Source organism: Serratia sp. Sp408, from assembly GCF_057180665.1.
Window position 1 is genome coordinate 1,020,011 of sequence record NZ_JBXUFT010000001.1, and the last position, 11,612, is coordinate 1,031,622.

Here is an 11,612-nt window from a genome sequence, read left to right on the forward strand (position 1 = left end):
TCCCTAATCAGGGTAGAGCCTTTATTATCCATGGTTACTTTGCTTAAGCTAAGGCAACAAAACGGATTTCATGTATCAACCTGTCGCGTTATTCATTGGCCTGCGCTACATGCGCGGGCGGGCTTCAGACCGCTTCGGTCGGTTTGTTTCCTGGCTTTCCACCATCGGCATTACGCTGGGTGTGATGGCGCTGGTCACCGTATTGTCGGTGATGAACGGCTTTGAAAAGGATCTGGAAAACAACATTCTGGGTCTGATGCCGCAGGCGCTGATCACCAGTCCGCAAGGGTCGATCAATCCTCAACAACTCCCGGCTAGCGCGGTTCAGGGGCTGCAAGGCGTTAACCGCGTCGCGCCGCTCACCACCGGCGACGTGGTGCTGCAAAGCGCGCGCAGCGTCGCGGTCGGCGTGATGCTTGGCGTCAATCCCGACGAAGCCGATCCGCTGACGCCGTTTCTGGTCAACGTGAAGCAACGGCAGCTACAGCCGGGGGCATACAACATTATTCTCGGCGAGGTAATGGCGGGGAAACTGGGCGTCAAGCGCGGCGATAAACTGCGCCTGATGGTGCCGAGTGCCAGCCAGTTTACGCCAATGGGGCGTATCCCGAGCCAGCGCGTGTTCACCATTGTCGGCACCTTCCATGCCAACAGCGACGTCGATGAATATCAACTGCTGGTCAATCAGCAGGATGCCTCACGACTGATGCGTTACCCGGCGGGCAATATCACCGGCTGGCGACTGTTCCTGCAACAGCCGCTGGCGGTGGACACCCTCAGTCAGCAAACGCTGCCGCAGGGCAGCACGTGGAAAGACTGGCGCGAGCGCAAGGGCGAGCTGTTCCAGGCGGTGCGCATGGAGAAAAACATGATGGGGCTGTTGCTGAGCCTGATCGTGGCGGTGGCGGCGTTCAATATCATTACTTCCCTCGGCCTGCTGGTAATGGAAAAGCAGGGCGAAGTGGCGATATTGCAAACTCAGGGGCTGACCCGTCGGCAGATCATGGCGGTATTTATGACCCAGGGCGCCAGCGCCGGCATTATCGGTTCGCTGCTCGGCACCTTGCTTGGCGTGTTGCTGGCGCTCAATCTGAACAACCTGATGCCGGTGCTTGGCGCCTTGATTGACGGCGCGTCGCTGCCGGTGGCGGTCGATCCGCTGCAGGTGACGATGATTGCCATTGCGGCAATGGCCGTTTCGCTGTTGTCCACGCTTTATCCTTCATGGCGCGCTGCCGCCGTACAACCCGCTGAGGCTTTACGTTATGAGTAACCATCTTTTGTTGCAGTGTGACAACCTGTGCAAGACCTATCAGGAAGGCAATCTGCATACCGACGTGCTGCGCAATGTCAGTTTTGCCATGCAGCCGGGCGAAATGATGGCGATTGTCGGCAGTTCGGGGTCCGGTAAAAGTACTTTGCTGCATCTGTTGGGCGGTCTGGATTCGCCGACCACCGGCAGCGTGGTGTTCAAAGGGCAGGCGATGAATGGCATGAGCTCTGCCGCCAAGGCCGAACTGCGTAACCGCGAGCTGGGTTTTATCTATCAGTTTCACCATTTGCTGCCGGATTTCACCGCGCTGGAAAACGCCGCGATGCCATTGCTGATCGGCGGTATGAAACCGGCGCAGGCGCAGGAAAAAGCGCTGGAGATGCTGACAGCGGTCGGGCTGGAAAAACGCAGCAAACACCGCCCGTCAGAGCTGTCCGGCGGAGAGCGCCAACGGGTGGCGATTGCCCGAGCGCTGGTCAACAACCCGTCGCTGGTGCTGGCGGACGAGCCTACCGGCAATCTGGATCAGCGCACTGCCGACAGCATTTTTGATCTGCTTGGCGAATTGAACGTACGACAGGGCACGGCGTTCCTGGTCGTGACGCACGATCTGCAATTGGCAAAGCGTCTGAATCGTCAATTAGAGATGCGTGACGGACATTTACAGGCGCAATTGACGTTGCTGGGGGCCGAGTAATGAGCGCTTCGCCTCTGTCATTACTGATGGCGCTACGCTTTAGCCGCGGCCGGCGGCGCGGCGGCATGGTTTCATTGATTTCGGTGATTTCCACCATTGGTATTGCGCTCGGCGTGGCGGTATTGATTGTCGGCCTCAGCGCGATGAACGGCTTTGAACGCGAACTGCAAAACCGCGTGCTGGCTGTTGTGCCACACGGTGAAATCGAACCGGTCAATCAGCCGTTCAACGGCTGGCCGCAAATTTTGCAACGGGTCGAAAAAGTACCGGGCATTCTGGCGGCGGCGCCGTATATCAACTTTACCGGCCTGATGGAAAATGGTGCCCAACTGCGCGCGGTACAGCTGAAAGGCGTGGATCCGCAGCAGGAAAACCAACTCAGCGCATTGCCGAAATACGTTCAGGGCGACGCCTGGGCCAACTTCCACAGCGGCGAGCAGCAAGTGATCCTGGGTAAAGGCGTTGCCGATGCGTTGGGGGTAAAACAGGGTTCGTTTGTGACGGTGATGATCCCCAACAGCGACCCGCAGATGAAACTGCTGCAGCCGAAACGTATTCGTCTGCACGTTAGCGGCATTTTACAGCTCAGCGGTCAGCTGGATCACAGTCTGGCGATGGTGCCGTTGGCCGATGCTCAGCAATATCTCGATATGGGTGACAGTGTCACTGGCATCGCCATCAAGGTCAACGACGTGTTTGCCGCCAATAAGCTGGTGCGTGACGCCGGCGAGGTGACCAATTCCTACGTGTATATCAAAAGCTGGATTGGCAAGTACGGCTATATGTACCGCGATATCCAGATGATTCGCGCCATTATGTACCTGGCAATGGTGTTGGTGATCGGCGTGGCCTGCTTCAATATCGTCTCCACGCTGGTGATGGCGGTGAAGGATAAAAGTGGCGACATTGCGGTGCTGCGCACGCTGGGAGCCAAAGACGGCTTCATTCGCGCCATTTTCGTCTGGTATGGGCTGCTGGCCGGGCTGGTGGGCAGCGTCAGCGGTGTGGTAGTGGGGGTCTTCGCCTCATACCAGCTGACCAATATCATCAAGGGGATAGAAAAGCTGATCGGTCATTCTTTCCTGTCCGGCGACATCTATTTCATCGATTTCCTGCCATCGGAGCTGCACTGGCTGGATGTGCTGATCGTTTTGGCGACCGCCATCGTACTCAGCCTGCTCGCCAGCTGGTATCCGGCACGCCGTGCCAGTCGTATCGATCCGGCACGGGTACTTAGCGGGCAATGATTGATAAAAATTGGGGCGCAGCGATGCAGCCCCATTTTTTTAGCATGAGGTAGGTAAATGTATTACGGTTTCGACATGGGCGGCACCAAGATTGAACTGGGCGTGTTCGACGATAAACTGCAACGCATTTGGCAAAAAAGGGTAACCACGCCGCGCGATGATTATCGGCAACTGCTGACTACGCTGCGCGATTTGACCCTGGAAGCCGATGCGTTTTGCGGCGGTCAGGGAACGGTGGGCATTGGTATTCCGGGTTTGCCTAACGCCGACGACGGTACGCTGTTTACCGCCAATGTGCCAGCGGCGATGGGTAAACCGCTGCCGCAGGATTTGGCGGCCTTGATTGGCCGTGAGGTACGGATCGACAACGACGCCAACTGCTTTGCCTTGTCCGAGGCGTGGGACGATGAGTTCCGTCGTTATCCGGTGGTGCTGGGGCTGATCCTGGGCACTGGGGTTGGCGGCGGCTTAATCGTTGATGGTAAGGTGGTCTCGGGGCGCAATTACATCGCCGGCGAGTTTGGGCATTTTCGCCTGCCGGTGGACGCGCTCGAGGTGTTGGGGCGTGATATACCTCGCGTTGCCTGTGGCTGCGGCCATCATGGTTGCATCGAGAATTACATATCGGGTCGCGGATTCGAGTGGATGTATGCCCACTTTTATCAACGGCAGTTGCCGGCTACGCAGATCATTGCGCATTATCAGGCAGGCGAGCCGCAGGCTGTGGAGCATGTTGCGCGTTTCCTGGACGTATTGGCGATTTGCCTGGGTAATTTACTGACCATTATCGATCCGCATTTATTGGTGATTGGCGGTGGATTGTCGAATTTCGACGCGATCTATCAGGCGTTGCCACAACGCCTGCCGAAAAGCCTGCTGCGGGTGGCCAGGTTGCCACGCATCGAAAAGGCGCGCTACGGCGATGCCGGCGGCGTTCGTGGGGCTGCGTTCCTCAATGTGGTGGATGTTATTAGATAAGGAGAGGGTATGCACACGCGTCATCGATTATGCCAGTTTCGCAAAAGCAAACATGTGTTGCATCAACGCTTCCGTTCGCGGATTTTTCACCGCGATACCATGGCGGCGGCAGAATTGAAGAAACCATTTGTGGTGGTGCTGACCGGTGCCGGCATCTCTGCCGAGTCCGGTATCCGCACCTTCCGTGCGGCTGATGGGCTGTGGGAAGAACACAAGGTGGAAGACGTCGCAACGCCGGAAGGTTATCAGCGCGATCCGGCGTTGGTGCAGGCGTTTTACAATCAGCGTCGCCGTCAGCTGCAACAAGAGGACATTGTGCCCAACGCGGCGCACCGCGCCCTGGCCAGTCTGGAGGAGTGGCTGGGCGATAACTTCCTGCTGGTGACGCAGAACATCGACAACCTGCATGAACGGGCTGGCAGCCAGCGGGTGCTGCATATGCACGGAGAGCTGCTGAAGGTGCGCTGCACCAGTTCTGGTCAGGTATTTGCCTGGCCAGGCGATCTCAGCGTTGACGACCGCTGCCATTGTTGTCAGTTCCCAGCGCCGTTGCGGCCACATGTGGTGTGGTTTGGCGAGATGCCGCTGGGCATGGATGAAATCTATCAGGCGCTGGCCAAGGCAGATTTCTTCGTCGCCATCGGCACCTCCGGCCACGTTTATCCGGCGGCAGGCTTCGTGCACGAAGCGCGTCTGAGCGGGGCGCATACCATGGAGCTTAATCTTGAACCGAGCCAGGTGGAAAGCCAGTTTGATGAAAAACATTACGGCCCAGCTAGTGAAGTGGTGCCGCGGTTTGTGCATAAATTCCTGGTAGGAAAAGTCGAACGTGCCGATCGGCCTTGATAGGGTCTGACGTTGCGCCCGCCGATCGCAGCGGTGGGCGTCACAAATAATTGCTGTGAAATTCGTGCATGATTGTGAAGTTTTGCTTTACTAAAATGTAGCTCTGTCGCTGGCAGAGCACATTATTGTCATGTCGAGGTTTCATATTCATGAATATACCTAATGATAAGACTCTGCGCTTCAATCCTGCCTCACCGTCGTTCAACCAGCAAATCTATCAAGTTTATCAGCGTATGCGCCAGCATCAGCCGCTATTGCGCATTGGCAGAACCTGGGTGCTGACGCGCTATCAGGACGTCAGTACGGCGCTGCGCAGTCCGCAACTCGGCAGCAGCGGTATTCCACGACATTTAATGGCGCAGTTTGCCCGCTTGCAATCTGAGCTGAGCCCGGAACTGGCGGCGCTGGTACGGGACATCCTGCTGTTTCAGGATGGTGAACACCATCGAACGCATCGCAAACCGCTGATGGCGCTGTTCGGCCGTGAACCGCTGGCGACGCTGAAGCAGCTGGCGGCCAGGGAAATCAATCACCTGATTAACGAGCTGCAGGCCGCAGAGCAGGCCGATTTGATCGGTCAGTTGGCCAGGCCATTATGGCCGCGGGTATTTGCGGGCTGGTTGAACCTGTCAGCGCAACAGCAGCAGGTGGTTGAGCAACAAAAGGAAAGCATTCGACTGTTGCTTGACCCCAGCGCCATAGATGCCGCCGGGTTGCAGAAATTGATGGCGGCGTTACGGCAATTGGACTTGCTGTTTAGCCAATGTTATCAGCAGTGCCGACAGGGGCATCCCTCGTTATTTTTTAATGCATTATCAGCAGGCTATGCGGAGCATCGGGCATTAATGCAGCGTTATTTCAGCACCGACTGTGTAACGGTACTGATTGGCGGCAGTGAAACGACCGAAGCGTTGATCGGCAATCTGATGCTGGCCGTGCTGCAAAACCCGGGCGTAACCCAGCAACTGCGACAGCATCCGTCGTTGATTCGTCTGGCGGTACAGGAGACGCTGCGTTATGAATCACCGTTGCAAATGGCGCGCCGCACGGTGATGCAACCTTGGCAGATACATGGTCGCACCCTGCGTGAGCAGGATAACGTGTTACTTTGTCTGGGGGCGGCCAATCGCGACGAAACGCAGTTCCAGACGGCACATCAGTTTGAACTGCATCGTTCGAACAGCCAGCGGCATTTAGGCTTTGGCTTTGGTGCCCATCTGTGCGCCGGGCAGCTGTTGGCGCAGTTTCAGGCTGAAACGGTGTGTGGAAGCCTGCTTGAGCGTTTTCCACGCTTACGGCTGCTCGGCAGCGCCGACTGGCAAAGTGAAAGTCTGATCCTGCGATCGTTGCGGGCGTTGCCGCTGGCGCTGCAATAACTCGGTGGTGTTGTGCGATGGTTATGGCCGGCATCGCTTGGCTGATGCCGGCCAGACGATCAACGACCGGCTTTCAGCTTCTGGAAGTAGGTTTCATACAACGTGCTGGCGTCGCCAACGTCATTTTGCCATTCGCCGTTTTTGATCACCGCCTCGTCAGGGTACAGTGACTTGTCATTGGCGATCTCCTTGGGCAGCAGTTTTTTCGCCGCCAGGTTTGGGGTGGGGTAGCCGATGGTTTTGGCCACCTGTACCGCGATTTCTGGCCGTAGCAGGAAGTCGATCAGCTTATGCGCACCATCGACGTTCTTGGCATTGGCCGGGATCGCCAGGCTGTCCATCCAGAAAATACCGCCTTCTTTCGGCCATACGATGTCAAGTGGCGTCCCGGCTTGACGCGCCACAAAGGCCGAACCGTTCCATATCATGCCCAGATTGACTTCGCCTTCCATAAACGGATTACCCGGATTGTCCGAATTGAACGCCAGTACGTTCGGCATCAGTTTTTGCAGTTCGTGATATGCCGCTTCGATTTCTTGCGGATTGGTGGTGTTGCCCGAATACCCCAGCTTGCGCAACGCCATCTGGAACACTTCACGCGCATCGTCGGTCAGCAGCAGGCTGCTGGCGTACTGCGGTTTCCACAGATCGGCCCAGGAGGTTACGCTGTGCGGATCGATCTCTTCGCTGTTGACGCCAATGGCGGTGGCGCCCCAGATATAGGGGATCGAATAGTCGTTGTTCGGGTCAAACGATTTGTTCAGCAGATTGGGATCGAGATCGTTGAAGTGGCTCAGCTTGCTTTTGTCGATCTTCTGCAGCATGCCTTCCTTGCTCATCTTGGCGATGAAATAGGTGGACGGCACCACCAGATCGTATGCGCCGTCCTTGTAGGTCTTCAGTTTGGCATACATGCTTTCGTTGGATTCATAGGTGGAGTAAATCACCTTGATACCGGTTTCTTTGGTGAACTGTTCCAGCAGGCCCGGCGGCACATATTCAGTCCAGTTATAGAAGTAGAGGGTTTTACCCTCGTCAGCGGCGGCTGTAGAGCCGATGCTCAGTGCCATCATCCCGGCGGCGAGCAGATGTGACCACTTTTTCATGCAGCGTTTCCTTTGGCAGTTGTCGCATAACACAGTATAGGCTTGCCGATCCTTCAGTACGCTATACCCCAGAGAACGGCCATTATAGGGGGCGCATCCAGTAGGGTAAAGGTGCTTATCCCGTTGGCAAATCAGCGCTTTTTGTATGCCGCGTTGGATAGCCGCACGAGGTAATATAAATCACGGCACTGATGATTATTGGGAGACATAATGAATTTCAAACAGATATTCAGTCAGGCGGAGTTGAGCAAAACGGATCTTATGGTGCTCGAATATATCTATCAATTTCCTGAATTATGTATCGACGATGGTATACGCGCCGTATCGGCACGCTGTTACAGTTCGCCTTCTACCGTGGTGCGTTTGGCAAAGAAGCTCGGTTTTCGCGGCTATCTGGAATTGGTGTACTTTATCAAATTTAATCTGGTGGTGCCGCCAGCCGGGCAGTCTTCGCTGGAAAGTGGCATCGCCAGCAGTGTGCAACAGCAGACGCGCTTTCTCGAACTGCTGGATCACGGCAAGATCCTTATCCATGGCAGCGGTTTTTCTCAGCTGGTTGCACAATATATGTACAATAAATTCATGACCTTGGGTATCGATAGCTATTTATCACTGTGGCCCGACTTTGATATCCTCGATCAAAAGATGCGCTTTCGTTTTGACATGGTGATCGTGATTTCCAAATCTGGCAACAGCGGTTCGGCGTTGAGCTGGGGCGATGCGGTGAAGCGCAATCACATCCAATTGGCGGCTTTTTGCGGTGATGGTGACAGCCCGCTGGCGCAGCGGGCTGATATGACCTTCATCTTTGAAGATCGGCAAAAGTACGATCACGACATCTATTATCCCAACCCGTTTTTTGGCTATTGCCTGCTGGGGTTTGAAAACCTGGTGAAAGCCTGGTTTGAACGGCGTTCAGAATGAACGACCGTCAATCCGCAGGTTAACGCCAGTGGCCAGTATATTGACTATGCGCCTGCAAATACTCGTCCACCAGCGTTGTTGCCAATGAAAAAGAGTTAACCAGCGGATGGACCATCAGGGCTTTGATTGCCAGCATGCGATCCCCGTTCAGGATCGCTGTTACCGCCAGTCGTTCATATTCTTTAACGCGGGCGATCAGGTTTTTTTGTGTATCGGGTATATCGCGCATCTTGATCGGGCGAATCCCCTCGCTGTTGAGCTCGCAACTGATCTCGATGACATCTTCTGGATGCAGAAAATCAAGCGTGTCGTTATTCTGCATCGAGACGACCACCCGTTTGTTCTGGCCGCTGTTGACCGCTTCTAAAATATCAATGGCCACGCCGGCATAGCCGCCGGTATCGGGTTGTTCGATAAACTGCTGCAATGTCAGCATTTCCCGTTCTTTCACCTTCCCCTGACTGGATTCGCGCTGCATGTATGAGTTTTCACGCGCCAGATAATGGGCAAAATAGACTGTGAATGCGTGTTCCAACTGGTTGGGAATATCGATTGCGGACAGGTCCGCCATCATGCGCTGATTGATGGTGGCAATTTGTTCACCACGGGTTTCCCCGGCAGCTAAAATGGCGGTAATCGCCTGCTCGCGATAATAGTAGTAATAGAGGTACTCGTTGAGCAACTGATTATCCGAAAGAGCCACCAACGCCGGCGAAAAATATTTCATGCAGGTGTCGCGATACAGGCGCGGGTCGGACAAGAGTTGCGGCATGACGTCTTTGCCATTCACTTGCACGTTGCGGAACCAGGAAAGGTGGTTGAGGCCATAACAATCGACGCTCAGCGCGTTTTCAGTGCACTCCAGCAGTTCGGCCAGTTCGCGAATAAACTCGCTCGGCGCATCGCAAATGCCATATACCCGCCGGGTGAAGCCGGATTTGATAATCGCCTCGGTCACCATGCCGGAAGGGTTGGTAAAGTTGAACAATACGGCGTCAGGGGCGGAAATTTTTTCGATCAGGCGGCAATAGTCGACAATGGCCGGGATCGAGCGCATCGCCATGGCGAAACCGCCAGCACCGGTGGTTTCCTGTCCCAGAACCTGATGATTGAGAGCGATGCGTTCGTCGTCAATGCGGCCAGCCTCACCGCCTATGCGCAGTGTGGTAATGATGTAATTGGCGTCGCGTAATGCCTCTTGAGCATCGTCGGTAAGACGAAAGCGGATATCGCCGCGAATGCGTTCGAACACCCCCTGGGCGATGGCGCCATAAACAGCCAGCTTTTCACTGTCGTTATCCAGGAATACGACTTCGCTGACGCCAATGCGGTGGGCATTATAAGCAATCGACTTGGCCAGGAACGGTGAACGTACGCCGCCGCCGCCCAATACGGTTAATTTCATGGTTTATCTCCCAATTAAAAATTATGAAAGGGCCAACTGTTTCTCTAGCTGATTTTTTACTTTTCCAACGGTGAGGCCATAAATCACCTGAACTTCACTGCGGTTTCTGACTATTCCTTTGGCACCGGTCAGTTTTAACATTGCCTCGTCGATTAATCGCATATCCTTTATTTCCACTCGCAGACGGGTAAAGCAATTATCAACGGAAACAATGTTTTCCTTACCACCCAGGGCGTCGATAATCATACCGCTCATTTCACCTGCCTGTTTTTTATCCTCAAAATACTCCTGCTTGGAATACAATTTGACATTGTCGTCATCTTCACGCCCTGGCGTTTTTAAGTTCAGCTTCAGCACCAGCGTTTTAAAGACCAGGTAATACACCGCAAACTGCACCAGACCGATGACAATAAATAATGGCCAACGTGTAAGCGATACGGGGAGTGGCAGGTTATACACCAAAAATTCAATCAGACCGCTTGGCCCCCATGGACGAACCTGAAACAGATTGCAGGCCACCTGTGAAAGTGCGGTCAACAGCGCATGGATGACCCATAACAGCGGTGAAACAAACAGGAAAGTGAACTCAATCGGCTCGGTGATGCCAACCAGTATTGATGTGGTGATGGCCGGGATCAAAATAGCTTTCGCCAGCTGTTTCTTTGCCGGCTTTGCCGTGTGATAAAATGCCAGCGCGGCACCGGATAATCCGAAAATGGTGACCATACCCTGCTGTGAAAAGCGCAACGCTTCGTCCATCAACGGGGAGAGGCCCGGTTCGCGCATGTAGGCAAGGAAAATGGCTTGAGAGCCGGCTACGGTATGACCGTCCTGCACGATGGTGCCGCCAATGCTGGTCAGTTGGAAGGGCGACCAGATAAAGTGATGCAGCCCGGTTGGGATCAGGAATTTCTCAAAGAAGCCGTACACAAACACGCCAAGAGACCCGGCCCCCTTCATAAACCCGGTCAGCTCGGTCAGACCGTGCGAGATAGCAGGCCACAGGTAGCTAAAGCCTATCGCCAGCGCGATGATAATGGGAGTCATGGCAATCAGCACCAGTTTGGCACCGCCATAGACTGAAAATACGCCGTTCAGTTCAATATTACACAGGCGGTTATGCACCCAGGCAATAGTCACACCGAGGATCAGGCCGAGGAAAATCCCCATATCAACCACGGTGAAGCCCAACAGTTCGGTTTGTCCGGTACCGTAATATTCACCATTGATCTTTTCTGCCACCCGGCCACTGAGTTCAAGATAAGCATGGTTGGCGCCAAGAAACATAATAAAGCACATAACCGCCACTAGCGCGGCTTCACTTTTTTTATCCTTCGCCAAACCATAAGTAATACCTATGCAAAAAATTAACCCCAAATTACCAAATAGCGGCCAAAAAGTATCCCCAATCAATTTCCCACTTTGTGATAACAGACTACCTTCATTAATCAGATTGGCGTTGGTGAGAATAGAACTTAATGCCAGAATTAAGCCAATTACCGGCAGAAAAAATATTGGCCCCATCATGGCCTTGGAGAAAAGCTGTAGCTTACTTAAGATATTATCGCTAAACCCTTTCATGGCAGTACCCTTATTATTGTAGGACGACGTTGCTGATGACTCTCCGTGCACGGGTGAAATAATAGTGGTTAATCAGGCGAACCCTGCCTGCGATCGGTTATAAAATGATTATGCGCACAGGGCAATGGTTGCGGGGAAATAGGTACCGGTGGTCAATGGCTGACAACCGGTGCCAAATG

Annotated in this window: 10 protein-coding genes; 7 read left to right on the forward strand and 3 right to left on the reverse strand. The window is 54.3% G+C overall.

Annotated features, from left to right (window positions below; translation table 11 throughout):
- Positions 1 to 70 precede the first annotated feature (70 nt).
- The 6 genes from lolC (at position 71) to AC2AXP_RS04865 (ending at position 6,417) form a co-directional block, all read left to right on the forward strand.
- Entirely contained in the window at positions 71 to 1,273 is a 1,203-nt protein-coding gene (gene lolC, locus AC2AXP_RS04840) for a lipoprotein-releasing ABC transporter permease subunit LolC (RefSeq protein WP_004964217.1), read from the forward strand.
- The gene (lolD, locus tag AC2AXP_RS04845) at positions 1,266 to 1,970 is read left to right on the forward strand and encodes a lipoprotein-releasing ABC transporter ATP-binding protein LolD (RefSeq protein WP_004964212.1); all 705 of its coding nucleotides are present in this window, start codon (positions 1,266 to 1,268) and stop codon (positions 1,968 to 1,970) included. The genes lolC and lolD overlap by 8 nt, the downstream gene beginning before the upstream one ends.
- On the forward strand, positions 1,970 to 3,217 hold the full coding sequence (lolE, locus tag AC2AXP_RS04850) for a lipoprotein-releasing ABC transporter permease subunit LolE (protein ID WP_004964210.1): 1,248 nt from the start codon (positions 1,970 to 1,972) through the stop codon (positions 3,215 to 3,217). Before lolD ends, lolE begins: the two co-directional genes overlap by 1 nt.
- A gap of 57 nt (positions 3,218 to 3,274) precedes the next feature.
- Entirely contained in the window at positions 3,275 to 4,195 is a 921-nt protein-coding gene (gene nagK / locus AC2AXP_RS04855) for an N-acetylglucosamine kinase (protein ID WP_088499666.1), read from the forward strand.
- 9 nt (positions 4,196 to 4,204) lie between these two features.
- Positions 4,205 to 5,041, forward strand: a complete 837-nt coding sequence (gene cobB / locus AC2AXP_RS04860) for a Sir2 family NAD+-dependent deacetylase (protein WP_039992200.1) — start codon at positions 4,205 to 4,207, stop codon at positions 5,039 to 5,041.
- Between the two features lie 149 nt (positions 5,042 to 5,190).
- Positions 5,191 to 6,417 (forward strand): cytochrome P450, encoded by a 1,227-nt coding sequence (locus AC2AXP_RS04865; RefSeq protein ID WP_371901513.1) that lies wholly within the window; start codon positions 5,191 to 5,193, stop codon positions 6,415 to 6,417.
- Positions 6,418 to 6,476: 59 nt separating this feature from the next.
- Here AC2AXP_RS04865 and potD read toward each other — a convergent pair whose 3' ends face one another.
- The gene (gene potD, locus AC2AXP_RS04870; protein WP_198772687.1) at positions 6,477 to 7,523 is read right to left on the reverse strand and encodes a spermidine/putrescine ABC transporter substrate-binding protein PotD; all 1,047 of its coding nucleotides are present in this window, start codon (positions 7,521 to 7,523) and stop codon (positions 6,477 to 6,479) included.
- A gap of 210 nt (positions 7,524 to 7,733) precedes the next feature.
- Here potD and AC2AXP_RS04875 point away from each other — a divergent pair, with 210 nt between their 5' ends.
- Complete coding sequence (locus AC2AXP_RS04875) at positions 7,734 to 8,447, forward strand: MurR/RpiR family transcriptional regulator (RefSeq protein WP_484381450.1); 714 nt, start codon at positions 7,734 to 7,736, stop codon at positions 8,445 to 8,447.
- 19 nt (positions 8,448 to 8,466) lie between these two features.
- Here AC2AXP_RS04875 and AC2AXP_RS04880 read toward each other — a convergent pair whose 3' ends face one another.
- Both AC2AXP_RS04880 and AC2AXP_RS04885 read right to left on the reverse strand, forming a co-directional pair.
- Positions 8,467 to 9,852 carry a family 4 glycosyl hydrolase gene (locus AC2AXP_RS04880; RefSeq protein ID WP_004964197.1) on the reverse strand — a complete coding sequence of 462 codons (1,386 nt, stop codon included), beginning with the start codon at positions 9,850 to 9,852 and terminating at the stop codon, positions 8,467 to 8,469.
- A gap of 21 nt (positions 9,853 to 9,873) precedes the next feature.
- A complete protein-coding gene (locus AC2AXP_RS04885; RefSeq protein ID WP_004964193.1) occupies positions 9,874 to 11,433 on the reverse strand; it encodes a PTS transporter subunit EIIC in 1,560 nt (519 codons plus the stop codon).
- Positions 11,434 to 11,612: the final 179 nt, after the last annotated feature.

Bases quoted from the DNA above. Each gene is read 5' to 3' on its own strand.
- lolC (WP_004964217.1), top strand. From the start codon at position 71: ATGTATCAACCTGTCGCGTTATTCATTGGCCTGCGCTACATGCGCGGG.
- lolD (WP_004964212.1), top strand. From the start codon at position 1,266: ATGAGTAACCATCTTTTGTTGCAGTGTGACAACCTGTGCAAGACCTAT.
- lolE (WP_004964210.1), top strand. From the start codon at position 1,970: ATGAGCGCTTCGCCTCTGTCATTACTGATGGCGCTACGCTTTAGCCGC.
- nagK (WP_088499666.1), top strand. From the start codon at position 3,275: ATGTATTACGGTTTCGACATGGGCGGCACCAAGATTGAACTGGGCGTG.
- cobB (WP_039992200.1), top strand. From the start codon at position 4,205: ATGCACACGCGTCATCGATTATGCCAGTTTCGCAAAAGCAAACATGTG.
- AC2AXP_RS04865 (WP_371901513.1), top strand. From the start codon at position 5,191: ATGAATATACCTAATGATAAGACTCTGCGCTTCAATCCTGCCTCACCG.
- potD (WP_198772687.1), bottom strand. From the start codon at position 7,523: ATGAAAAAGTGGTCACATCTGCTCGCCGCCGGGATGATGGCACTGAGC.
- AC2AXP_RS04875 (WP_484381450.1), top strand. From the start codon at position 7,734: ATGAATTTCAAACAGATATTCAGTCAGGCGGAGTTGAGCAAAACGGAT.
- AC2AXP_RS04880 (WP_004964197.1), bottom strand. From the start codon at position 9,852: ATGAAATTAACCGTATTGGGCGGCGGCGGCGTACGTTCACCGTTCCTG.
- AC2AXP_RS04885 (WP_004964193.1), bottom strand. From the start codon at position 11,433: ATGAAAGGGTTTAGCGATAATATCTTAAGTAAGCTACAGCTTTTCTCC.